Raw genomic sequence first — 25118 nt, forward strand, 5'->3', positions numbered from 1 at the left:
TTATCCCTCCTAATTTTTGATCTTTTCTCTTATTAATTCTGCCCTTTTTATATCCCTTTTTTCTACATCCAAATCTTCCTTAAAATATTCTTGTAAACTGGCTGGTTGTGTCAACATCATTAAGTTAATTATGTCTTTAGATTCTATATTTTTGATTATACCCATATCAATACCCATTTTTACGTCAGAAAATAATTTCATTGCCTCTTCAGATGATATAATTCTAGAATATTTCAAAATTCCAAGGGATCTTAATACTTTATCTTCTAGTTCTATTCTTCTAGTTGCTAATAAATTTTCTCTTATTTCTCTTTCTTTATTTATAATCTGTTTGACAACATTTTTAAGTTTTTGTATTATTTCTTCCTCAGTTTCACCTAAAGTAATTTGATTAGATATTTGGAATATATTGCCTAAGGCTTTTGTGCCTTCTCCATAAAGGCCTCTAACAGTTATACCAATTTGACTTACTGCTTGAAAAATATTATTCGCATATCCAGTAAGTACCAATGAAGGCAAATGAAGCATTACAGATGCCCTAAGTCCAGTTCCTGTATTAGTAGGACAGGATGTAAGATATCCAAATTTTTCATCAAAAGCATAGTCTAAATACTCTTCCAATTCATCATCTATACTATTGCATAATTTCCATCCTTCTTCTAAACTCAATCCTGGCAAAAGAATTTGTAATCTAAGGTGGTCTTCTTCATTTATCATTATTGTTACCTTTTCATCATCTCTTAAAAGAAAACTGCTCATATCTGGTTTTTGTATTAAATTAGGGCTGATTAAGTGTTTTTCTATAAATACATTTTTATCTAAAGACGATAATCTTCCTATTTCAAAAAATTTATAGTTATCATTTTTATTTGAATTTTTCACAGCTTCCAATATATCCTTTGTTACTTTTTCTGATTCTTCCTTTCTAGCAGCTTGAGGAAATCTTACATCTTCTATATTTCTAGCAATCCTAACTCTACTACTTATAACCACGTCATCTTCTAACCCTTTCTCATTTAGCCATTTAACCATTATAACCACCTCTATTTATTTTCAATCTCGCTTTGAAGCTCTTTTATCTTATCTCTAACTTCTGCTGCTCTTTCAAATTCTTCATTTTTTATCAAAATATCTAATTCACTTTTCAATCTATTTATTTCTCTTTTTACTCCTATTATTCCCCCAGCTCTCTTTGGAATTTTTCCAATATGGCTATCATGGCCATGAACTTCTTTAAATAATGGAACTAATTTAGACTTAAAAGATTGATAACAATGTGGACATCCAAACTTTCCTATTTGTTTAAAGGTAGAATAGTTCATACCACATACATCACACTTCAATTCTTTATTGTTTGTTTTTATAGGTCCTTCTTGAATATTATCAATAAGCCCTGTTAAAAACTTATGAAATGAAAAAGACGTATCAAAATCAAACTCTTTATATTTTTTTGCACAATCTTCACAAAGATGAAGTTCTGTTATATCTCCATTTACAATTTTAGTAAAATGCATAGTTGCAGAATTTTTTCCACATTCTTGACAAATCAAGCTATCCCTCCTATCCTTTCAACAACACCAACATCATATTTGTTAAAATATCAGCTCGTAAATTATTTCTATATTTTTTAACATTTTGTAAAGCTCTATCCCCTATTGCCGCTTTCATTAAAGTTTCTTCCATCTTAGTTATAAAACCTTCTTTTTCCAATCCTTCAATCATACTATATGCTTTATTTTTAGTTATTGATTTTCCAATAGCATTTATAATTAAATCATTAATATTCTCATGCCTATCCATTTCTACCTTCACTATCTTTATATACCCACCGCCGCCTCTTCTACTCTCTACATAATATCCTTTATAAGGAGTAAATCGAGTTGTGAGTACATAATTAATTTGAGAAGGTGCGCATTCAAACTGTTGTGCTAACTGATTCCTCTGTATTTCAATAATCCCATCTTCTGCTTCTTCTATAAGTTCTTTTAAAAATTCTTCTATAATATTACTTAATCCAGGCACAATATCACCTCACATTTGACTTTGACTTTCTTTGCCCTTTAGTTTAATTTTCAACTATTTCTTTATATTTTTCAACATTTAGTTTTAGTCCTATGAATGATAATTATTCAAATATATCTATATTCCTTTTGTTTCTTTAAAAAATCTCAATATTACTACAATATATAATCTATGAAAAAATAAGGGGAATATTCCCCTTATTTTTTATTGTTCTTATTCTTTTTGGCTATTAGCCTCTTCTATTATCTTCTCACTAATTTCAGATGGAACCTCTTCATATCTCTCAAATTCCATTGTAAAACTTCCCCTTGCCTGGGTCATACTTCTCAAGTCAATTGCATATTTAAACATTTCTGATTGTGGGGCTTCCGCTATAATTAATTGCATTCCATCTTCTTGAGGATCCATACCTAATATTCTACCTCTACGCTTATTCATATCTCCCATAACATCACCCATATATTCATCTGGAACCAAAACCTCTACTTTCATAATAGGCTCTAAAAGTACTGGCTTAGCTTCCTTTATTCCTTTTTTAAATGCAAGAGAAGCAGCTATTTTAAATGCCATTTCATTAGAATCTACTGGATGATAGGAACCATCAAATAATACTGCCTTCACATTTACTACTGGATATCCTGCTAATGGTCCTTTATTCAAACATTCAGTAAGACCTTTTTCAACAGCTGGTATATACTGTTTTGGTACAGCACCACCAAATATTTCTTCTTCAAATACAAACTCTTCTTCAGAAGGTTCAAATCTTATGTGAACATCTCCATATTGACCTGCACCACCAGATTGCTTTTTATGCTTCCCTTGAACACTTGCAGTTCCTTTTATAGTTTCTCTATAAGCAACTTTTGGATCTATTAAATCTACTTCTACACCAAAATTATTTTTTAATTTATCTACTATAACTGTAAGCTGCATATTGCCTTGACCACCAATTAGCAATTGCTTTGTTTCATTATTTCTTTCAGTTACAAAAGTTGGATCTTCTTCTGTTAATCTTTGTAATGATGAGCCAATTTTTTCTTCGTCTCCTTTTGCTTTTGGTTCAACTGCTAAAAATAGACATGGATCTGGATAATCAATTTCTTTATATTGTATAATATCTGTTTTATCGCAAAGGGTGTCTCCAGTTTCAGTTATTTGTAATTTAGAAGTAGCACCAATATCTCCAGCTACTATTTCTGAAGCTTCTATCTGATTTTTACCTCTAAGTACAAATAAACCTCCTAATTTCTCAACATCATCTTTATTTGAATTATATATTTCATGATCCTTAGTTATTTTTCCTGATAAAACCTTAAACACAGAAAGTTTACCAACAAATGGGTCTACAATAGTTTTAAACACAATAGCTGAAAAAGGTTCATCTATACTAACTCTTCTTTCCACTTCTTTTTCATTACTATATCCTTTTACTATTTTTATTTCATCTGGTGCTGGAACATATTTTTTAATAGCCTCTAATAATATATCTATTCCTATAGTTTTTTCAGCTGATCCTACAATTAGTGGAACAAGATCTCCATTTTCAAAAGAAAGTTTTAAACCTTTTCTTATTTCTTCATCCGTAAATGCTTCGCCATCAAAATATTTTTCCATAAGATCTTCATCAGTCTCTGCAACTTTTTCTGATAGTATTTCTCTAATAGTCTCTATTTCAGCTTTATGCTCTTCTGGAATATCTATTTCTTTACCATCATAATCTTTAGCTACTTGATCAATTATATCAACTATTCCCTTAAAATCTTCTGCTTGACCAATAGGTAATGTAAGAGGTACTAGTTTGTCTCCAAAAGCTTCTTTTAACTCATCGAAGACTTTATCAAAATTAACGTTTTCCTTATCCATTTTATTTAAAAATACCATCTTTGGAATTCCTTTTTTATCTGTATATTTCCAAGCTTTTTCTGTTCCTACTTCAACCCCTGATGAAGCATCTACTAATATAACTGCAGCTTCACTAGCTTCTAGTGCACCATACATTTCTCCAGCAAAGTCGAAATATCCAGGTGTATCTAGAAAATTGTATTTTATATTTTCCCACTCTGTAGGAATTACAGATGCACCTATAGACACTTTTCTAGAAATCTCTTCCTTATCAAAATCTGAAAAAGTATTTCCATCTTCAACTTTTCCTTGTCTTTTAGTTACTCCTGTTGCAAACAGTACAGCTTCTGTTAATGTTGTTTTCCCACTACCTGAGTGCCCTATCAAAGCTACGTTCCTTATTTGGTTCGTTTGGTATACTTTCATTATATCGTTCCCCCTTAGCGAGCATATTTATTATTTTTTTAAACAATTTTAAATATTCTATTAAAATATTCTACAAAGATTTTAAAAATCCTTCTTAAACCTAATATATGGTTTAAAATATTAGGCAAACCTTTTCATAAGTAAAAAAATAATTAATTGCTACCAATTTAAATTATATCATGAATATAGAAATTATCCTAGTATTTCCTCTTTTTGACCTTAATATATAGTATTGATATACTAAAATTGTTATTAATACTTTAAAAATTTATCATCTTATAAGCCTGTAAAAGATTAAAAAACAGATGCTAAAGCTTGACCTTTATTGCTTTTTTTGTTAAAACTATACAAAGACTTTGCTACTAAATATATTTTATTTAGCTCATATTTTAAGGAGAGGTATCTATGGATAATAATTCTAAGATTTTTAAAAGCAATATTATTTTTACATCAACTAAAGAAGCCTTTGATATATACAAAAACTCTTATATTGCCGTTGAAAATGGTAAAGTAACAGGAATCTATGAAAAAATAGATAAAGATTTAGAAAAAATACCTATATTTGATTATACAGATAAATTGATTATTCCTGGCTTTGTAGATCTCCATTTTCATGCTCCACAACTTCCAAATAGAGGTTTAGGACTGGATAAAGAACTTCTGCCTTGGTTAGAAGAATACACTTTCCCTGAGGAAGGAAAATATAATGATATAGAATATGCAGAGAAAGTTTATAAAAAACTAATCCATGAATTATGGAAAGTAGGCACTACAAGGGTAAGTCTATTTAGCAGTATTCATAAAGAAAGTACAGAGCTTTTATTTGACTTATTTATTAAATCTGGATTAGGTGCATATATTGGAAAAGTAAATATGAATAGAAATACTCCAAATTATATATTAGAAGACACTAAAACTTCTATAAGAGAAACAGAAGAAATAATATTAAAATATAAAGACAAATCAGATATTGTAAAACCTATTATTACACCAAGATTTGTGCCTACTTGTACTTCTGAATTACTTAAAGGTTTAGGAAATTTAGCTATAAAATACAATATTCCTGTTCAATCCCATCTTTCTGAAAATATTAATGAAATAAAATGGGTAAAAGAGCTAGAACCTGAGTTTAAAGATTATGCTAGTGTATATAATAAGTTTAGTCTATTTGGCCAAACTAAAACTATAATGGCTCATTGCATATATAGTACAGATGAAGAAATTGAACTCATGGCCAAAAATAAAGTATATGCTGCCCATTGTCCAAACTCTAACTATAATCTATCTAGTGGAATAATGCCAGTAAGAAAGTTTTTAAATGCAGATGTTCCTTTAGGACTTGGTACAGATATATCTGCAGGCCATGAAACGAGTATACAAAAGGTTATGGTATCAGCAATTCAAGCTTCTAAAATTAAATGGTTAGAAACAAATAAAAAATATAAGCCTATTAGTACATCAGAAGCTTTCTATCTTGGAACTAAAGGTGGAGGAAGTTTCTTTGGAAAAGTAGGTAGCTTTGAAAATGGATATGATTTTGATGCATTAGTTATAGACGACTCTAATCTTGGAGATATAAACAACCTTACACTAGAAGAAAGAATACAAAGATTTATATATATTGGAGATGATAGAAATATTATAGAAAGATATGTTCAAGGAAGAAAAATTGAAGAGCCAAAGTTTTAAAGAATATCCCTAGTATAGGCGCCTATACTAGGAATATTCTTTAATATACTATTCTAAATACCAATTTAATGAAAATTTTTCTCCACTTATTTTTTCAAATAATTCTTCATATTTATATAATCCTGAAGGATTTATTACTTCATTTATTAAAAATTCTCCAAACTCCCTAGGTTTTTCTGTTATGGAGGAAGTACCATGTTTTTTGTTGAATACTTTCTTCAGCATTTCACAAGTTACATCTCCCATGAAGTAATTATGCATATATATCGGATGAGTAGTATGATGAATTCTATATCCAAAAGGAGGTTCTTCATTATAAATTTTGTCATTAAATAATTCCCTAAATACTTTGAAATAAACTTCATATATATCATCTAAATTTTCTATATTATTCCTATATAGCTCTTGATCAAAGAATATATCCCCTACAAATCTTAAATAATTTAGTTTATCAAATTCTTTCATCTCAACAAATTCATCTTTTACTTCACTACCAAAAAAATTTTTATAAAATATCTCTTCATAGATAAATCCACCAAATAAATTTGCTATTCCTTCAGATATTATTCCGCTAACACCTGCATTAAGAATTCTTTCCTCTGGTTTTAATAAGAATGAATGTATTCCATGTCCTGTTTCATGAAGTAATACTTCATATTCATGATATTTATTCTTTACATTAGCAAGGATTCTTGAATCTTTTCCCGTTTCAATTGGAAAATTATATCCCCATTCAGATTTATTCTTCCTAGAAAATATATCATAAGTAATATTGTATTTATCTATATCAATTCCAAAATTCAAGAAAAATCTCATTAAAATATTATAATAATTAGACATATCTACTGTAGTATTTAATGAAGGGGCTATTTTTGAACCTATATAATCTTGGTCCCAAGGCATAAGCTCATTTTCATGAATAAACTTTTCTGCATATTCCATTCTTTTATTATTCAATATATCTATATATTTACTTAATTCATCTTTCCAACTATTAAATATACCTGGACTCAATTCATCTATTTTTAATTTATGCTCTACAAAATCATTATCACCATAAGCTTTAGCATATTCTTTTCTCAAATTAATCAATTCAATAAAACCAGCGTCTACTAATGGTTTATTAATTTGATTTCTTGCAAAATAAGCTTTTTTTCTTAAATTTCTGTCTTCTTCATTTGAAAGTATTTGTGTGATTTCTACAGATGTAATTTCCTTTCCTTCAATATTAAATCTAAAAGTATTCAACACCTGAGAAAGCTCATTAGTTTTTTTCTGAATTTCCAAGTTCAACTCATTTAATTCTTTGCTCAAATGATAGGGTTTGAAAGCATTATAAAGTATTTCAACTTTTCTTTTGTCTATTTCATTTAAATCCATATCTAAATATTTACATACTATATAAAAATTTTTCTTGTCTGACATAAAACTATTAAGTTTTTCATAAACCTCATCAATGCCAAAATCATATCCTACAGTATATTGAACCCAACTACGTCTCATTAAATCAACTTGAATTTCTTCTAATCCTTTTGCTAAACTTTCAAGTTTATCCATATGTATCCCCCCAAATCAATTTATCTAGACCATATTATACCATATACTATAAAAATATTAGATAAATCCTAATACATATTTCTACATAGTTTTCTGAAATAAAAAAAAGTAGGATAGATAACTAGTTATCTATCCTACTTTTTTAAAACCTTTATTTTAAAAATATTATTTTACTTTTTCTAATTTTATTCCTGTTTCATGACCATTTAAATCTTGTTTTTCAAATGAATCTTCTTTAACTTTTTCAATAGATAATGCTAGAGTTTCTTTCATTATATAGTCTTTATATTCTTCAACTGCCTTTTCTATTTCATTATCTCCATTATAATATATATTTATATTATCTAACATTTCATATCCATTGTTCTTCCTCATTTGTTGAACTTTAGAAATGAATTCTCTTGCATATCCTTCATTTAAAAGTTCTTTAGTTAAGGTAGTATCTAATATTACAAATAGATTTTTGCCAGTAGATACGTTAAATCCTTCTTTAGCTGAAATATTGATTAGCACATAATCTTTTTCTATTTCTATTTGTTCTCCATCTAAATCTAATAATAACTTTCCTTCTTCCTCTAATTTCTCTATAGCTTCACGGCTATCTATTGTATTTAACGCTTTAGCAAAAGATTTAATCTTAGGTCCTAATACTGGGCCTGCGACTTTATAATTAGGTTTTAAGGAATAATTCATAAATTGAGATAAATCACTTTCAAATACTACATTCTTTACATTAAGCTCTTCTTTTATAAGAGGTACTAAATTGTCAATTGTTTTTTCATGCTTACCATCTATCAGTACTTCATTTAATGGTTGACGAACTTTTATCCTTTCATTTTCTCTAGCTGCTCTTCCTAAAGTAACTAATTCCCTTACTAAATCCATTTTCTCTTCCAGTTTAAGATCAATTAGTTCTTCATTAGCTTCTGGATAATGATCTAAATGTACAGACTCTTTTCCAGTTAATTTCCTATACATTTCTTCTGAAGTAAAAGGTACAAATGGAGCTATAGCCTTACTAAGACCTACAAGTATTTCATAAGTAGTGCTATAAACTGCTTTTTTATCTTCATCTAGTTCTGTAGCCCAAAATCTTCTTCTTGAACGTCTAATATACCAATTAGACAAATCTTCATTTACAAATTCCTGTATATTTCTTACTGCTCTAGTTAAATCATATTCATTCATGTTAGTTTCTAAATTTTTCAACAAACTATTATATTTAGAAAGTATCCATCTATCTAATTCTGGTCTATTTGTATATTCAATATCAAATTCTCTTGGATCTATTTCATCTGTATTTGCATATAATGTGAAGAAATTATATACATTTCTTATAGTTCTAAAGAACTTACTTTCTACTTCTTTTAAACCTTCTTCATCAAATCTAGTTGGAGTCCATGGTGGGGATACATAAAGTAAATACCATCTCAGTGTATCTGCCCCATATTTGTCAAATAATTTAAATGGATCTACTGTATTTCCCTTAGATTTAGACATTTTACTTCCTTCCTTGTCTAAAATAAGATCGTTGACTAAGACTCGTTTATATGGCGACTTTCCAGTTACAAATGTAGAAATAGCAAGTAATGAATAGAACCATCCTCTAGTTTGATCTATTCCTTCACATATAAAATCTGCTGGGAATAGTTTATCAAAGTTTTCTTTGTTCTCAAAAGGATAATGATGTTGTGCAAAAGGCATAGCACCACTATCAAACCAAACATCTACTACATCTTTTTCTCTAGTCATAGTTCCATTACATTTTTCACATTTTATATGAACATTATCTACATATGGTCTGTGTAATTCAATATTTTCATCAATATCTTCTATAGCCTTTTCAGACAATTCTTGCCTTGAACCTATACTTGTTGTGTGACCACACTCATCACATCTCCAAATATTAAGAGGAGTACCCCAATATCTACTTCTAGAAATTGCCCAGTCATTTAAATTTTCTAACCAATTTCCAAATCTTTTTTCTCCTACAAAATCTGGATACCATTCTACACCATTATTATTTTTAATTAGTTCATCTTTAAGTTTAGTAATTTCAATATACCAACTAGGTTTTGCATAGTATAGAAGTGGTGTATGACATCTCCAACAATGAGGATAGTTATGAGCAACTTTTTGCTTTTTAAATAACTTTCCGTTTTCTTTTAACCATCTTATTATATCCGGATCTGCATCCATTACAAATTTATCCTTCCAAGGTGTTTCTAAAAACTTTCCTTCCTCACTTACTGGATTTAATACTGGAAGATCATATTTTAATCCTGTATTATAGTCATCTTCACCAAAAGCAGGAGCAGAATGAACTATTCCTGTACCATCTTCAGTAGTTACATAATCTGCAACAGTTATAAAGAAAGCTTTTTTATCTGCTTTTATAAAAGGTATAAGTTGCTCGTATTCCATATACTCCAAATCTTTACCTTTCATTTCTTCAATAACTTCATATTCACCTTCACCTAAGACACTATCTGCTAATGTCTTACTTACGTAGTATATTTCATCTTCATATTTTACTTTTATATATATTTCTTCTGGATTTACTGTTAGTACCACATTACTTGGCAATGTCCATGGTGTAGTTGTCCAGGCTAAAAAATATTCATCTTTATCTTTTCTTTTAAACTTAACTATTACTGTATCTGTTTTTATTTCTTCATAGCCTTGAGCCACTTCATGGGAAGCAAGGCCTGTTCCACATCTTGAACAATAAGGAAGTATCTTATGGCCTTCATAGATAAATCCTTCTTTGAAAAATTTATCTAATATCCACCATACAGATTCAATATAATTATTATCTAATGTAATATATGGATTATCTAAGTCAATTTCATAAGCCATTCTTCTTGTCATTTCACGCCATAAACTTTCATACTTAAATACAGACTCTTTACATTGACTATTAAATTTTTCAATACCATATTCTTCAATATCATGCTTATTCTTTAATTTAAGCTGTTTTTCAACCTCTATCTCTACTGGTAATCCATGGGTATCCCATCCAGCTTTTCTCTTAACTTGATAACCTTCCATAGTTTTATATCTACAAACAGCATCTTTCAATGTTCTCGCCATAACATGGTGAATTCCTGGTTTTCCATTAGCAGTTGGAGGACCTTCATAGAATATAAACTGATTGTTATCATCTCTTGTTTCAATACTTTTTTTCAATAGATTGATCTCATCCCAATAATCTGATAGTTCTTGCTCTCTTTTAGCTATTGGAGATTTAGAAAGTTCCTTAAAAGCCATATTTCTTCATCCTTTCTATATTTTTATAAAAAATTTTGTATGTCAATAGTTAAATAAAAAATCCCTAAGTTTTAAAAACTTAGGGACGAAATTTTCGCGGTACCACCCAATTTATAAGTTATAAATATATAACTTATCACTCAAAAATTTAACGCATAGTACGTAGCATCTTACTAGTATTTCAGATGCTAAGCTCAGAGGTGATCTTCACAAAAGACTTAGCCATAATCTCTCACCTAAAATGATTATTTCTCTTTAGACTAGTTTCTTTTATTACTCTCCTCATCTTCGCTTTTAAATATTTAGTTCCATTTTGAATAATAATACATCATAATACTTCTATTTGTCAAGTTAATTGATTAATCAATAATGCAACTTAATAACTGTTCTACTGAAATACCTGAAAAATAATAACTTATATCTGTATCGTTTAAAACATGTCTTATATTCTTTTCATTATATTTTATACCTATAAACTTATTTTCTATATCTTCTAATTCACCATGACCAAAAAAGTCACCATAAAATTTAAGCTCTTTAATAATTCCTCTGTCTACATCTATAAAAGTTTCCACTTTTCCACTTTCAAATCTATTAGATTTCTTTATATTAAACTCTGGAGATTTTCCATAGTTCCATTCCCAAGTTCCATATCGTTTTTCTACAAGTTCATTAACTTTTTGCAAATCCTTTTCAGATAGTTTATATGGAAGTATTTCCTTTTCTCCTCCAAACATACGCTTCAATAAAAGATTTTCAAAATCTTCAACAGTAATATCTTCTTTTAAATAATCCTTAATATTTGTTACTCTGCTTCTCACAGATTTTACGCCCTTTGATAGAATTTTATCCTTTGATACTTTTAAAGCTTTGCCTAAAATATCTAATTCTGTATCAAACAATATAGCACCATGATGTAGAACCTTACCTTTTTTCATATACTGGGCATTCCCACAAAACTTCTGTTCACCTATAACTATATCGTTTCTTCCTGTAAATTCTGCTTTAATTCCTAATTCAGCTAATACATCTATCACTGGCTGAGAAAAAGTCTTAAAATCGAAACCGTTATTTTCTTCAGATTTAGATATAATAGTATAATTTAAGTTCCCTAGATCATGATATACAGCTCCACCACCAGAAAGCCTTCTAACTACATGTATATTGTTTTCTTTAACATATTTAGTGTTTATTTCTTCAATAGTATTCTGATGTCTTCCCACTATTATAGCAGGCTCATTTTGCCACAACATAAAGATCTTATCAAATTCATCTAAGTACTCAAAAACGTATTCCTCCAGTGCCAAATTAAATTGTGGTTTAGTAGAATCACTTTTAACATAAATCATTGTCATCCCCCACTTTTTTCCGTATCAACAAAATTATAATCTAATTTATAGAAAAAAGCAAAATGAAATCAATTTAAAATTGACTTCATTTATAATGTTTAAGTTTATGTATAATCAATATTTTTTATCCTATTATATCTTCTTGTAACTTTCTAAGTTTATATATTAAAGTTGTAGTATCTAGTTTCACCATATCATAGGTTATAAGCTCACCTTTTTTTATATCCTTTTTGACTACAGTATTCTTGTTTATTAATCCAATAGGAACTAGATTTTCTTTTTTAGCTGTTTCATAAGTATCTATGCTGCCATATACAGTGAAACCACCTATTCCATCTAATTTTTCTCCCGATTTTAAATCCTTTTTAGCTATAGCAATAGTCTCTGCTATAGGTTTTCCATCCATAGGAATAATAGTAGGTTCATTATATATTGCAGCTCTAGCAACTGTAAGTGGGGTCTCTAAGCTAGTTAAATGATATGGACGATATAATACATAGTTTGGTCCCGGTCCCATACTTAAATATTCCATTTCGTGTTGAACTTGTGGTAATTTACTTGTAATTATTACAAATACTCCTGGAGCAACTCCATTTACGTAATCTACAATTTTATACTTATTCAATATGCCGCCTTCACTTTTTAAACTAAAAATTTTAGGTAACTCATCTACTGATGCTGATGGAGCATGACCTCCTCTTATATCTGGAATAAAACCAGTAGCATTTGCCATACAGGACATTTCAACCATGGTCTTTGTTCCATCTACAAAGGATGCCAACATTCTAGGCTTAACTCCTGATTTCAAAGCTTTTTCTCTTACACTATCTGGAGTAGCTTCTAAATCAACAGGATTGTTCTTTCCTTTTCCAACAGCAAGAACATCAAAACCTGCTGCATCGGCAAAATCATATATTTCTTTTACTGCTCCAGGTTCATCTCCTGCAGTACCTGTATATACTACTCCTGCATTTTGAGCCATCTTATTTAGTATTGGTCCAACTACCACATCTGCTTCTACGTTTAACATAACAATATGTTTCTTATTAAATATTGAATCCATAGCTAATTTTGCACCAACATCTGGTACCCCTGTAGCATCTACTACTACATCAATAAGATTTGCTTTAGTAACAAACTCTGAATCTTCAGCTGCAACATATTTACCACTTTCCATTGCTATATTAACATCTTCTAATTTTCTAGCAGTAACAATATCTTCCCTTTTTATCCCAGCCAATGTATAAGCTTCTACAGCTGATTCCATATCATTGTCCACTACTAGTGCTGGAATCATACCTTTCATAAGTGACATTTGGCTTACCATTCCTTTTCCCATTTGACCGGCTCCAACTAATCCAACTTTTATTTTCTTTCCTTCTTCATCTAACTGGGATAATTTTTTATTAAGTCCTAACATCTAAATTCCTCCTGTTTAGTATATAGTAATCTATTACTTATTAGATTCAATATATGGAGATTTCATATCCTATTTGTAATTCTTTTAAATCATCACCTTTTAAATTTATAACCCCTGGCAAATCCGCAATATTAGAATCTTTAAATTTAAATGTACAATGTCCTAACTCTTTCAAAGTCTTATTAGCTCCATCTCCAACAGCTACTACTTCATATTTTAAATTTCCAATCAATACAGTATCTCCTACTTTTACATCTTCTTTTAATATATTTGAATTGTGAATTGCAGAGATTTCAGCTAATTCATCTGGGGCATCTTCATTAAAGATTATAATCATTCTTTCTTTAATAAACTCTTCTACCATATCTCCTAACTTAACTATTTTACCTGAAAATTTCATAGCTTTCCTCCTAATTATTCAAGAAAAAACATTTTATTTATACAATCCAAAGCTAAAAAAGTAAGCTATTATTACTGCTATGGGTCCTGTAATGAGTCTTGAAAACAGTATTGCAGGAACACCTACTTCAACAGTTTCTGGTTCTGCTTCTCCCAAGCTTAATCCTACTGGTATAAAATCACATCCCACCTGTGGATTAATTGCAAATAGTGCTGGTAACGCATATTGAGGTGGTATATTCCCTTTTCCAATTTCTACACCTATTAAAACTCCAACCACTTGAGCTATAACCGCTCCTGGTCCAAGTAAAGGTGACAATATAGGTATGGCTGCAATAATAGAAATAACTATTAACCCACCTATACTTCCTGAATAAGGTGCTATAATTTTAGCAATAGCATCCCCTATTCCAGTTTTTAATATAATTCCAATTATCATAGATACAAAGGCCATGAAAGGCAATATGTTTTTTATTACAGAATCTATAGAATCCCTACCAGCTGAATAAAAAATCGATACTATATTTCCAATTCCTTTTCCTATCTTTCCCACTATATTTTCTTTTTCTCGTGAAACAGATTTAGATCTCGTCTTTTCTTCTAAAATATTAACATGTGTTTCTTCGTCTTCCTCTTCGAGCTTATCCAATACAATAATATTTTTTTCAGTAACTCCTGAAACATAAAGTTCTTCTGTTATAAATTTTGCTAAAGGACCAGACTGTCCTACAGGAGTTAAGTTTACTGTTAAAATTTTCTTTTTTGGATAAACTCCACATCTTGCCGTTCCTCCACAATCTATAACTGCTGCAAGTATTTCATCATCTGGAACTACTGTCTTAAAAGCGTCTACAATAGTTGCCCCTGTAAGTTCAGCTATTTTTTTTGCAACTGGACTAATTCCACCACCAGTAACAGACAATATTTTGTCCTTACCTGGTTTTGGTTTCAATATTAAAGGGCCACCCCATCCACCAGGTCCTTTTTCTATTTTAACAGCTGTATATTCCATATTTTCTCCTCCATATAATCTTTACTTTTTATATTCTAAATTTATCCTTGTTTCTTTTTCAACATCTTCATAGTAATAAATTCTGTAACTAATCCTCTAATAAAGATAACAATTAAACCTACTATAAAATACCTTACTGCTAGCTGTCCTAAAGACAATCCTAATTCTTTTATTCCTTCAGCTATTCCAAGATACACAAACAATTCTGCCGGATTAGCATGAGGGAAAAGTCCTGTTATAGGGTGAACAAAAGATACTGCTGCATCATAAAAAGCTGGTTTATACTTCTCATCTAAAAACTTCCCAAAAGTATAACACATAGGATTAGTTAAAAAAAACACAGATATTAATGGAAGTATTGTATATCTAGTAATAGCATTTTGAGTAGCTTTTTCAGCTACTTTCTGCACCCTTTCTTCTCCTACGATTTTCACTATTGCATTAACAAAAGTAATAAGTACAATCAATGTAGGAAGAATACCTGTCATTAAGTCGACAAAAGTTTTTCCTCCTTCTTCAAATAATCCAATAAATCCTTCAGCTAAATTTGCTAAGACCTCCATTAAGCTTCCTCCTCTACATTGTCCATATTTAAAGGCTTATACTATTCAATATCATGATAATATATTTTTACTGAGAGCTAATTCTAAAGCCTTTCTAGTAACTTTATCTTTAATCTTTGGAATATCTTCTTTTAACTCTTCTATATGTTTATTAATAAATTCATCTCTAATTTTAAATCTGCTAAATACAGTTATACCTTTCATTTCTTTTGCATTTACTATTTTATTTTTTTCATCTATAGCTAAAATTATAATACTTCCAAAACTTAATTTACCTTTTTTCTGGCCTAAGAGAACCTTACCTTCATCTTTCATGTCATGTAATACATTATTAAAATGTTTTATTTGGAAGTAAGTTAAAACTCCTTGAATCATCCACATAAAAAATATAAAGGTTATGACTTTAAAGAGATTGTCCATTTTCTCACCCTCTATTTAATACTATATTGTAGATTAAGAATTTCCTTTGCTGTTCCACTATCAGTAATAAGAATATCTAAATATCCCCCTAATATAGCTGCCAGTATAGCTCTTTTCTTAGTTATATGACCAGCTACTCCAATTTTTAAAGGTATCTTTTTTAAATCGTCTAGGCTAATTCCTATAATCCTTTTATTTAATTCAAAATAATCTCCATTTCCGTATTCATCAATAAATAGAGAAGATATATCTCCTACTGCTCCTCCCTTTCTTAGTTCTTCTACATCTTCTTCAGTAATATATCCACTTTCCATAAGAGTAGAACTACTTATAAATGGAGATCCTATACCCATTATTGAAATATCAGCCTTTTTCATAGTTTGAAAAAAGTTCTGTATATTTTTATCTTTTATAAACATATCTCTTCTAAATGGATCGTCTACTATAGAAGGTGCGTGCAACAGTTTACAATGACCCTTGAATTTCCTAGACAGGTCTAGTGCTATACTATTAGGCTGTATATCAATATTTGACTCTCCTATTCCCCCAACTAATGGTATAAAAGTTACATCTTTATTCTTATCATTTTTAACATAATCTTTGATTTTGCACAGTGTTGTTCCCCAAGTTACTCCTATTAGTTGTCCATTTTTAACAACTCTTTGAAGATATTCTGCCGTTGCCTTTCCAAGTCCTTTCTTTATTTCTTCTGGATCATTAGACATACTGTCTATAATTATTACTTCTTTTAATTTAAACTTCTCTTCTAAAGCCTTCTCTAAATTTAAATATTCATCTTTCATTGGATTTTGTACTATAATTTTAACTATTTCTTTCTCTCTAGCCGAAGCCAATATTCTAGATACTGAAGATTTTGAAATCTGTAGTTTTTCAGCTATTTCTCCTTGATTTAATTCTTCTTCATAATACATTTGAGCACATTTTACCATTAATCTTATACTATATGTATTTTTGTTCATGCCAAACCTTCCTTGAAATTTTTTTCATACTTTAAAATTAATTTCACATATATTTTATTCTTAATTTTTTCTTTAGTCAAGTTATTTTATATTAAACTAAATTTACATTAAAATTTTAAAAAGAGAGATCTTTCAATCTCTCCAGTATTTATCAATAGCATAACTTACGCCATCTTCTTTATTTGAAAGGGTAATAAAATCAGATTGCATTTTTACCTGATCTAATGCATTTTCCATAGCTATGCCTACCTGTGCATATTTGATCATAGATAAATCATTTTCTCCATCTCCAATTGCTACTACATCTTTCCTACTTAAATTATAATTTTCAGCTATTTTATCTAGTGCATTCCCCTTACTTGCTTTAGAATTATATACTTCTAAAAAGTATGGTAATGAAAATTGAGCAGATAACTCTTCAGAATATTTATCCTCTATTTCTTTTTGTAGTATGGAAAGAGGTTTGTTTTCTCCACATTGTAACATCTTCCCAATACTATTCCATAAATCATTATCTTCAATAAACTTGTATATTGAACCTACTTCTTCAATTTTAGATGTGGAATATTTTTTAAATTTCTTAAATCTTATATCATTTTTATCTGAAACATATAAATTGTTCCTTACAAATATTATATTAAAAATATCTTTTTCTTCACAAGTTCTCACCAAATCTTTTGCTATTTTCTCATCTATATTTTCTTCATATATTATTTTTTCTCCTGTAGAATCTGATATTATTCCTCCATTAAAACCTATTACTAACTCTTCTAAATCTAATTCTCTACTGTAAGGCAAAATAGATGTAGGTTCTCTTCCTGAAGCTAATATTATTTTAACACCTTTTTCCTTTAGCCTTGTTAAGGTTTCCTTATTCCTATCTGATATTTTATGTTTCTCATTAAGAAGCGTACCATCTAAATCTAGTGCTAATATTTTATACATGTTTTACCTCCCTATTTTATAGCAGAACTTTCACCAGCAATATAGCCTGATGACCAGGCCCATTGTAGATTAAACCCTCCACAATCTCCATCTATATCTATTATCTCTCCTGCAAAATAAAGTCCTTTAATTAGTTTAGATTCCATTGTACTACTATCTATATCCTTTGTATTTATTCCTCCTGCTGTTACTTGTGCATTATCCCAAGATTTACTGCCCTTTATTTCAAATCTCCAATTAGTTAGTATATTAGCTAAATTTTCTATATCTTCATTGGATAGATTAGCTACTTTTTTAGATTTATCAATTTTACTTTCTCTTAATATTACTGGTATTAACTTCTTATTTATAAGACCTATAAGACCAATTTCTGCACTCTTTTTAGGCATATAATTAAATCGTATTTTTAAACGTTTTTTTAACTCTTCTTTGTCCATACTATCTATAATTGATACTTTTAATATTGGTTTTTTGCCATTATTTAAAAACTCTAAAGCTTTCCTACTTATTTGAAGTATTGGAGGTCCAGATATGCCGTAATTAGTAAAGAGTATATCCCCTTTATCTTCTCTTAGGATTTTATTTTTATATATAAGAGATGCCGTACCTACTACCTTAACTCCAGCAATACTTTTTAAAAAATTCTCTTCTAATTTTAATTGTACAAGACCTGGAAACACTTCTACTATACTATGCCCTAATTTCTTAGCTAAATCATATCCATTTCCATCTGAACCTGTAGAAGGCATAGCCTTCCCACCTGTAGCTATTATTACCCTATCCCCATTTATTTTTCTTCCATCACTTAATTGGACTAAAAATTCTCCACTTTTCTTTTTTACATCTTTGACAAATGCATCACATAATATCCTTATTCCAAGATCTTCTAGCTCATATCTCAAAACATCTAATACACTAGAAGCTTGAAAAGATAGAGGAAAAACTTTTCCTCCTTCTTCAACTGCTGGAGCAATACCTAGTGTTTCAAAAAAAGATATAGTTTCCTCTACACCAAATTGGGATAATGGACTATAGACAAATTTGGAATTCTTTCCATGATAATTTTCCAGTTGTAAAAATTTATTTGTATAATTACACCTTCCGTTTCCTGTAACCAGTATTTTCTTACCTACCCTTGAATTTCTTTCTAATATAATTACATCTGCACCATTTCTCTTTGCAGAAATAGCTGCTACCATTCCTGCAGCACCACCACCAATAACTATTACTTTCATATCTATATATAACTCCTTTTATTTTTATGATTTTTTGTTTTCTTATCCTATTTTATACATTATTTTTTATTTTGTAAAATAAAAAGCTGTATTGTTATATCGATATAACAATACAGCTTTAAAAATACTTTATAATTTAGTTTCTATTTAATACTCCATTTAATACTACACCTACAATAGCTGCAAAGCTTAATCCTGTTATTTTAACAGTATCTGTTATTGGTATTCCTATAGTTATACCTAATCTTTTTTCTATTATTCCACTTCCTAATCCAAGTACTAATATAGTAACCATAATCAATATATTTTTAAAATTAAATTTAACTCCGTCATTTTTTATAGTCTTAACCCCAATTAAGGATATCATACTAAATAACATGATACTTATTCCACCCATTACTGATGTTGGTATTGTACTTAATAATGCTCCTATTTTAGATACAAAACCTAGTATTATAGCAAATACTGCTGATAGTCTAAGTATTGATGGATCATAATTTTTTGTTATTGCAAGGACTCCCGTATTTTCTCCATAAGTTGTATTAGCAGGACCCCCTATTAAAGAAGCAGCCATAGTAGCTAAACCATCACCAAGTAATGTTCTGTTTAATCCTGGATCCTCGATGAAATTTTTACCTACTACTTGACCGTTAGTAGTTATATCCCCAATATGCTCCATAAATACTGCCAGTACTACTGGTGCTATTATAGCTATAGCTCCTATATCAAATTTAGGAAGATTAAAAGGTGGTGCCGATATAATTGGGCTTTCTTTTATCAATGTTACATCTACTACTCCAACTTTTAGGGCAACTAAATATCCTACTATTACACCTATTAAAATAGATAGTTGTTTTAAAAAACCTTTGGCTTTAAAATTTATAATTAGTGCCGTTGCAAGAGTAATTGTTGCGATTAAAAAGTTTTCAGACGCCATACCAAAAGCTGTTGGTATAAGATTCATACCTATTACTATTATCATAGGACCTACTACTTGTGATGGTAAATACTTTTTTATTTTATCTACACCAATTTTCTTCACTATAAAAGATAATAATACATATATAAGCCCTGCTACCATCATCCCGCCCTGAGCATAAGATAAATCTCCGTTATACATTTCTTTAACAGTTAACATAACTGGAATAAATGCAAAGGATGAACCTAAAAACACTGGTACCTTACCTTTTGTACATGCATGAAATATTAATGTTCCCATTCCTGCTGAGAACAAAGCTATAGATGGATTTAATCCTGTCAGTATTGGTACAAGAACTGTTGCACCAAACATAGCAATTAAATGTTGCAAAGCCAGAATAGTTCTTTTTGAAGATTCTTTAATGTTTAAACTACTTTTAGTACAATTTTTTTCTTTTAACACATTTTCAGTCATAAAAAAACCCCCTTTTTTATTAAAGGAGATTTTAAAATCTCCCTTTTTCAGCCTCACAGGACTGATTTAAAAGGCTTCCACTATTTGATTGTAATAAAAAAACTTCTTGCAACTAGCAAGAAGTTTTTTTGCATAACTAACCGTTTATCACAATCTTGCCAGTCTCACAGGACTGAATTAAAGATTCGTGTGCCTCTCATTTTTTCCATTATACCACTAAATTTTATATTTTGCAATATAAATTTACAACCTTCTAAATATTTCTCCTTCTTCTAAACCTTCTAATTTTAAACCTTCATCTATTTGAGCCAATATTAAATCCTTATCTTCTTTTAAAGTTCCTCCCAATGCAACATAATTAGAAGCATGATTACTCCTAAATATACAATTATCAACTTCAAGTCTATTAACAAGCTGCCTAGTCTCAATCAGCACCTCTTCAGGAGTTAAAAGGTGAAACTTTCCATTTTGGACTTCATCATAAAGCTCTGTACCTTCATTTACAAGAAGTGTAAGAAGTCCTATATAATCAGGATTTATTTCATTCATAACTCTGGCTGATTCAATAGCATGCTCTTGTGAAAGTTCCTTTCCTCCTATGCCTGATATAAGGGTTACAGAAAGTTTAATTCCTACTTCTACCACCCTTTCACCTGCTAATATCATTTCAGTTGAAGTAACACCCTTTTTAATCTTATTTAAAATTTTATCACTTCCAGATTCTACGCCTAGGTATATAATTCCTAAACCTAAATCTTTTAACTCTAATAACTCATCTTTACTTTTTCCTAAAATAGATCTAGGAGAACCGTATATTCCAACCCTTTCGCATTCAGGAAAAAGTTCCTTTATTGCTCTCAATATTTTTCTTAAATAATCCATTTTCATAATAAGACCATCGCCATCAGCTATAAATATTCTTTTTATATTCTTATAACTTTGTCTTCCAATCATCAGATCTTTTATTATTTCTTCTAAGGGTCTAATTCTAAATTTTTTGTCCTTATACATGGAACAAAAAGTACATCTATTATGGGAACAGCCTATAGTAGCTTGAACTATAAGGCTATAAGCTTCACTTGGTGGTCTATAAACTGTACCTTCATATCTCATATTATCTCTCCTTAATTACATTTAGAATAACCACAGCTCCTACATATAGTACATCCACTTTCATGTTCTATATTATTTCCGCACTCTGGACATACTGCTGCATTATCTTTAGTATTATTATTAATACTATCCTCTTCATTTTTCGAAGAATAATTTATATTTTTATTTTCTACACATTCGCAAGTTTTCATGGCTTTTTCTATTGCCTTTCCTATTGCATCTGGACAAGAAAGAACTTTTATATTGTTGTTAGTTGCCTTTTGTCTTAATGTGGAATGACATCTTATTCCTTTCAACTGCTCTACAACTTCCTCTACATCCATTCCTGAACGAAGTGCTATAGATATAAGTCTACTAGTAGCTTCACTTTGACTTGGACAACCTCCTGCTCTTCCTAAGTTTGTAAAGACTTCGCATATACCATTTTCATCATAATTTACCGTTATATAAAGATTTCCACACCCTATTTTAACTTTCTCAGTTATACCTCTAGTCATTTCTGGTCTCATTCTAGGTTTTACTTTGAAATCATTATCTTTATTTTCTCCTTTTTTTGCAGTACTTAATACTTGATTTTCTCTACTACCATCTCTATATATTGTAACACCTTTACAACCTAATTTATAAGCTAGCATATATACTTCTTCCACTTCTTCTTTAGTAGCATCATTGCTAAAGTTAACTGTTTTAGATACAGCATTGTCTACATGATTTTGAAAAGCCGCTTGCATCTTTATATGCCAAAAAGGTGAAATATCATGGGCAGTTACAAATATCTTCTTTATATCTTCTGGTATTTCTTCTAAATTGGATATAGAACCTTCCTCAGCTATTTTTTCCATTAATTCCTTTGAATAAAAACCTCTCTCTTTAGCAAGCTTTTCAAAATAAGGATGAACTTCCACTAGTCTATCATTATCCATTACATTTCTCATAAATGAAATGGCAAATAAAGGTTCAATTCCACTGCTTGCTCCAGCAATAATACTTATTGTACCAGTAGGAGCTATAGTAGTAGTTGTAGAGTTCCTTATTTCAGTCCCACTTTCCTTGAAACTACTAAATTCATAAGCTGGAAATACACCTCTTTTTTCTGCTAATTCAATAGATTTTTCTTTGGATTTTTTATCAATAAAACCCATTATTTCTTCTGCTAAATCAACAGCTTCTTGTGAATTATAAGGTATTTCTAAATAAAATAGTAAATCTGCAAACCCCATAACTCCAAGCCCAATTTTTCTAGTCTTTTTAGTCATTTCATCTATCTCTTTTAGAGGATATTTATTCATATCTATTACATTATCTAAAAAATGTACAGAAGTATATACTACTTCTTGCAATCTATTATAATCTACTTCATACCCTTTTGGACCTTTTTTTATCATTTTCGCAAGATTTATAGAACCTAAATTGCAAGATTCAAAAGGCAATAAGGGCTGTTCACCACAAGGATTGGTACTTTCTATTTCTCCTATTTTTCGAATAGTACTGGTTTTATTAATCCTATCTAAAAATACTATTCCAGGTTCTCCAGTACTCCAAGCCTTTTCTACAATATGTTTAAATACTTTTTTTGCATTTAAACTTCCAGTAACTTTATTAGTATGTGGATCTATAAGATCATAATTCTTACCTTTTTCTACTGCTTCCATAAAATCTTCCGTAATTCCTACACTTATATTAAAATTAGTTATTTCATTAGTATCTTCTTTACAAGATATAAATTCCATAATATCTGGATGGTCTATCCTTAAAATTCCCATATTAGCCCCTCTTCGAGTGCCACCCTGTTTTACAGCTTCTGTGGCTGAATTAAACACTTTCATAAAGCTAACTGGTCCAGACGCAACTCCACCTGTAGATTTTACAGTAGAACCTTTAGGTCTTAGTCTAGAAAAACTAAATCCTGTACCGCCTCCACTTTTATGTATTAAAGCAGAATTCTTTATCGCATCAAAGATACCCTCCATAGAATCTTCTACAGGAAGAACAAAACAAGCTGACAATTGTCCTAGTTCTCTTCCAGCATTCATTAAAGTAGGTGAATTAGGTATAAATTCTAAATTAGTCATTATATTATAAAAAATTTTAGATGTCTTGTTTATATCTGCTTTTTCATCATATATTTTATCTGCTTGCGCTACATAATTTGCTACTCTCTCAAACATCTCACTAGGTTTTTCTATCACATTCCCATTTTCATCTTTAGCTAAGTATCGTCTCTCAAGCACCGTTAGTGCATTATTTGTAAGTTCCATAAAATCCCCCTCAAGTCTATATTTAGTGTGTTGATTTCTTAATAGCACAACCTATTGTATCACCTGGCTTTTTAAATGTCAAAACATCCTATAAGTAATCTGCTTTAAAAGGATTTATGTTTTACTGTTTTAGTGGTTTTTTCTTTTTATTTCTCCTTGCTCTGTTCTTTTTATACTATCTTTTATATTTAATAACTCCATATTCTTTATACCCTAGTATTTCAAAACATCTAATATATCTTTTAAAGTTTCTTCAATATATTCACCTTTTCTATATTTTCTCATCGTAACAATAATATTTGTTTGATTACCAGTTCTATAAACTTCTTTTACAATTCTAGGTCTTTCAATAAAAGTACCTAGTAAATTAAATTCTTCATCATAAAATATAAAAGTAGGTATCTTTACCTTCTCATCTTTACTGAACTTTTTAAAAAAATCTTCATTTCCTTCTCTGTTAACTATAGAAATTTCAATTTTGTTATTCATCTTTTTCATTTTTTCTACAACAGGTACATTTATCATACAATCTGGACACCAAATTTCTGCACATATTAAAATTTTTATATTTTTATCTATAGATTTAATTCTTTCAACAAATTCATCACTAAAATCTATACTATTAAAAACTTCTAATGTTTTTTCTTTATAAGAATCCTCATCCATATTTACGAAATCTTGAAAAGAAATGCCACTATGAAACATTTTTTTACTATCCATAGTTTCAATCCCCCTTTATATAACCATCAATATATATTATTAATAGATTGATTAAATTATAATATATATACATTAACAATACAAGATTACACTAAAAAAGCCCTACCTCGACCTACGAGATAGAGCTTTCATTCTATGTATTTGGATCTGGCAACTTCCTACTCTCCCAGAGCGTTACCACTCAAGTACCATAGGCGTTAGGAGGCTTAACTGCTGTGTTCGGTATGGGAACAGGTGTGACCCTCCTGCTATAGTCACCAGATAGAGCCTTTCGGCAATTTAAAATTTTCAATTATAAATTTTAAATGAATTACTTTCTTGATACTTTTGTTTTTCAATTTATAACTTGTAATTTATAATTTTTTTAAATTTTTGTTTTTGAAAATTGTATACACAGTAAGATAATTGGTCAAGCCCTCGACTTATTAGTATCCCTTAGCTAAGAATATTGCTACTCTTACACCTGGGACCTATCAACCAAGTAGTCTACTTGGAGTCTTACTCT

General features: G+C 29.7%; 20 protein-coding genes, 2 rRNA genes and 1 other annotated feature. Of the genes, 1 reads left to right on the plus strand and 21 read right to left on the minus strand.

The window, feature by feature from the left end:
• Positions 1–9 precede the first annotated feature (9 nt).
• The 4 genes from FYJ27_RS01530 to fusA form a co-directional block, all read right to left on the minus strand.
• Positions 10–1032 carry a protein arginine kinase gene (locus tag FYJ27_RS01530; RefSeq protein WP_154482030.1) on the minus strand — a complete coding sequence of 341 codons (1023 nt, stop codon included), beginning with the start codon at positions 1030–1032 and terminating at the stop codon, positions 10–12.
• An 11-nt stretch (positions 1033–1043) separates the two neighbouring features.
• On the minus strand, positions 1044–1550 hold the full coding sequence (locus tag FYJ27_RS01535; RefSeq protein ID WP_154482033.1) for a UvrB/UvrC motif-containing protein: 507 nt from the start codon (positions 1548–1550) through the stop codon (positions 1044–1046).
• A 10-nt stretch (positions 1551–1560) separates the two neighbouring features.
• Complete coding sequence (locus FYJ27_RS01540; RefSeq protein WP_216384344.1) at positions 1561–2022, minus strand: CtsR family transcriptional regulator; 462 nt, start codon at positions 2020–2022, stop codon at positions 1561–1563.
• 213 nt (positions 2023–2235) lie between these two features.
• A complete protein-coding gene (gene fusA / locus FYJ27_RS01545) occupies positions 2236–4290 on the minus strand; it encodes an elongation factor G (RefSeq protein WP_154482036.1) in 2055 nt (684 codons plus the stop codon).
• 405 nt (positions 4291–4695) lie between these two features.
• On the opposite strand from fusA, the gene guaD reads away from it, so the two are divergent.
• Positions 4696–5979: a guanine deaminase gene (gene guaD, locus FYJ27_RS01550; protein WP_154482039.1), complete on the plus strand. Its 1284-nt coding sequence runs from the start codon at positions 4696–4698 to the stop codon at positions 5977–5979.
• Positions 5980–6027: 48 nt separating this feature from the next.
• Here the strand turns inward: guaD and FYJ27_RS01555 are convergent, their stop codons facing one another.
• From FYJ27_RS01555 to FYJ27_RS01635, 17 genes are all read right to left on the minus strand, one after another.
• Complete coding sequence (locus FYJ27_RS01555; RefSeq protein WP_154482042.1) at positions 6028–7536, minus strand: gluzincin family metallopeptidase; 1509 nt, start codon at positions 7534–7536, stop codon at positions 6028–6030.
• A 165-nt stretch (positions 7537–7701) separates the two neighbouring features.
• Positions 7702–10806 (minus strand): isoleucine--tRNA ligase, encoded by a 3105-nt coding sequence (gene ileS, locus FYJ27_RS01560; RefSeq protein WP_154482045.1) that lies wholly within the window; start codon positions 10804–10806, stop codon positions 7702–7704.
• Between the two features lie 78 nt (positions 10807–10884).
• Positions 10885–11104: a binding site (T-box leader), on the minus strand.
• Between the two features lie 61 nt (positions 11105–11165).
• Positions 11166–12155: a lipoate--protein ligase gene (locus FYJ27_RS01565; RefSeq protein WP_154482048.1), complete on the minus strand. Its 990-nt coding sequence runs from the start codon at positions 12153–12155 to the stop codon at positions 11166–11168.
• Positions 12156–12279: 124 nt separating this feature from the next.
• Positions 12280–13575, minus strand: coding sequence for an NAD(P)H-dependent oxidoreductase (locus tag FYJ27_RS01570; protein WP_154482051.1), 1296 nt, complete (start codon positions 13573–13575; stop codon positions 12280–12282).
• A 46-nt stretch (positions 13576–13621) separates the two neighbouring features.
• Positions 13622–13975, minus strand: a complete 354-nt coding sequence (locus FYJ27_RS01575) for a PTS glucitol/sorbitol transporter subunit IIA (protein WP_154482054.1) — start codon at positions 13973–13975, stop codon at positions 13622–13624.
• A 33-nt stretch (positions 13976–14008) separates the two neighbouring features.
• Positions 14009–14986, minus strand: a complete 978-nt coding sequence (gene srlE, locus FYJ27_RS01580) for a PTS glucitol/sorbitol transporter subunit IIB (RefSeq protein WP_154482057.1) — start codon at positions 14984–14986, stop codon at positions 14009–14011.
• A 41-nt stretch (positions 14987–15027) separates the two neighbouring features.
• Entirely contained in the window at positions 15028–15549 is a 522-nt protein-coding gene (gene srlA / locus FYJ27_RS01585; RefSeq protein WP_154482060.1) for a PTS glucitol/sorbitol transporter subunit IIC, read from the minus strand.
• A 51-nt stretch (positions 15550–15600) separates the two neighbouring features.
• Positions 15601–15969, minus strand: a complete 369-nt coding sequence (locus FYJ27_RS01590) for a transcriptional regulator GutM (RefSeq protein ID WP_154482063.1) — start codon at positions 15967–15969, stop codon at positions 15601–15603.
• Between the two features lie 11 nt (positions 15970–15980).
• Positions 15981–16949 (minus strand): sugar-binding transcriptional regulator, encoded by a 969-nt coding sequence (locus FYJ27_RS01595; RefSeq protein ID WP_154482066.1) that lies wholly within the window; start codon positions 16947–16949, stop codon positions 15981–15983.
• Between the two features lie 132 nt (positions 16950–17081).
• Positions 17082–17894, minus strand: a complete 813-nt coding sequence (locus FYJ27_RS01600) for a Cof-type HAD-IIB family hydrolase (RefSeq protein ID WP_154482069.1) — start codon at positions 17892–17894, stop codon at positions 17082–17084.
• 11 nt (positions 17895–17905) lie between these two features.
• Positions 17906–19129, minus strand: coding sequence for a BaiN/RdsA family NAD(P)/FAD-dependent oxidoreductase (locus FYJ27_RS01605; RefSeq protein WP_154482072.1), 1224 nt, complete (start codon positions 19127–19129; stop codon positions 17906–17908).
• Positions 19130–19265: 136 nt separating this feature from the next.
• Entirely contained in the window at positions 19266–20522 is a 1257-nt protein-coding gene (locus tag FYJ27_RS01610) for a uracil-xanthine permease family protein (RefSeq protein ID WP_154482075.1), read from the minus strand.
• Positions 20523–20765: 243 nt separating this feature from the next.
• Positions 20766–21635 carry a radical SAM protein gene (locus FYJ27_RS01615; RefSeq protein WP_154482078.1) on the minus strand — a complete coding sequence of 290 codons (870 nt, stop codon included), beginning with the start codon at positions 21633–21635 and terminating at the stop codon, positions 20766–20768.
• Between the two features lie 11 nt (positions 21636–21646).
• Positions 21647–23893, minus strand: coding sequence for a vitamin B12-dependent ribonucleotide reductase (locus tag FYJ27_RS01620; RefSeq protein ID WP_154482081.1), 2247 nt, complete (start codon positions 23891–23893; stop codon positions 21647–21649).
• A 213-nt stretch (positions 23894–24106) separates the two neighbouring features.
• Positions 24107–24613: a thioredoxin family protein gene (locus FYJ27_RS01625; protein ID WP_154482084.1), complete on the minus strand. Its 507-nt coding sequence runs from the start codon at positions 24611–24613 to the stop codon at positions 24107–24109.
• Between the two features lie 145 nt (positions 24614–24758).
• Positions 24759–24875: ribosomal RNA gene (rrf, locus tag FYJ27_RS01630) — 5S ribosomal RNA — on the minus strand.
• Between the two features lie 143 nt (positions 24876–25018).
• Positions 25019–25118 (minus strand): 23S ribosomal RNA (locus tag FYJ27_RS01635); the annotation flags it as partial.

Origin of the sequence: Anaerosalibacter bizertensis, assembly GCF_009696605.1 — a bacterium.
Taxonomy (GTDB): domain Bacteria; phylum Bacillota; class Clostridia; order Tissierellales; family Sporanaerobacteraceae; genus Anaerosalibacter; species Anaerosalibacter bizertensis.

Coding starts and splice junctions, on each gene's coding strand:
- srlE (WP_154482057.1), bottom strand. CDS start 14,986: ATGGAATATACAGCTGTTAAAATAGAAAAAGGACCTGGTGGATGGGGT.
- FYJ27_RS01595 (WP_154482066.1), bottom strand. CDS start 16,949: ATGAACAAAAATACATATAGTATAAGATTAATGGTAAAATGTGCTCAA.
- fusA (WP_154482036.1), bottom strand. CDS start 4,290: ATGAAAGTATACCAAACGAACCAAATAAGGAACGTAGCTTTGATAGGG.
- FYJ27_RS01600 (WP_154482069.1), bottom strand. CDS start 17,894: ATGTATAAAATATTAGCACTAGATTTAGATGGTACGCTTCTTAATGAG.
- FYJ27_RS01570 (WP_154482051.1), bottom strand. CDS start 13,575: ATGTTAGGACTTAATAAAAAATTATCCCAGTTAGATGAAGAAGGAAAG.
- FYJ27_RS01530 (WP_154482030.1), bottom strand. CDS start 1,032: ATGGTTAAATGGCTAAATGAGAAAGGGTTAGAAGATGACGTGGTTATA.
- FYJ27_RS01590 (WP_154482063.1), bottom strand. CDS start 15,969: ATGGACAATCTCTTTAAAGTCATAACCTTTATATTTTTTATGTGGATG.
- ileS (WP_154482045.1), bottom strand. CDS start 10,806: ATGGCTTTTAAGGAACTTTCTAAATCTCCAATAGCTAAAAGAGAGCAA.
- FYJ27_RS01605 (WP_154482072.1), bottom strand. CDS start 19,129: ATGAAAGTAATAGTTATTGGTGGTGGTGCTGCAGGAATGGTAGCAGCT.
- FYJ27_RS01625 (WP_154482084.1), bottom strand. CDS start 24,613: ATGGATAGTAAAAAAATGTTTCATAGTGGCATTTCTTTTCAAGATTTC.
- FYJ27_RS01615 (WP_154482078.1), bottom strand. CDS start 21,635: ATGAGATATGAAGGTACAGTTTATAGACCACCAAGTGAAGCTTATAGC.
- srlA (WP_154482060.1), bottom strand. CDS start 15,549: ATGGAGGTCTTAGCAAATTTAGCTGAAGGATTTATTGGATTATTTGAA.
- FYJ27_RS01610 (WP_154482075.1), bottom strand. CDS start 20,522: ATGACTGAAAATGTGTTAAAAGAAAAAAATTGTACTAAAAGTAGTTTA.
- guaD (WP_154482039.1), top strand. CDS start 4,696: ATGGATAATAATTCTAAGATTTTTAAAAGCAATATTATTTTTACATCA.
- FYJ27_RS01575 (WP_154482054.1), bottom strand. CDS start 13,975: ATGAAATTTTCAGGTAAAATAGTTAAGTTAGGAGATATGGTAGAAGAG.
- FYJ27_RS01620 (WP_154482081.1), bottom strand. CDS start 23,893: ATGGAACTTACAAATAATGCACTAACGGTGCTTGAGAGACGATACTTA.
- FYJ27_RS01555 (WP_154482042.1), bottom strand. CDS start 7,536: ATGGATAAACTTGAAAGTTTAGCAAAAGGATTAGAAGAAATTCAAGTT.
- FYJ27_RS01565 (WP_154482048.1), bottom strand. CDS start 12,155: ATGATTTATGTTAAAAGTGATTCTACTAAACCACAATTTAATTTGGCA.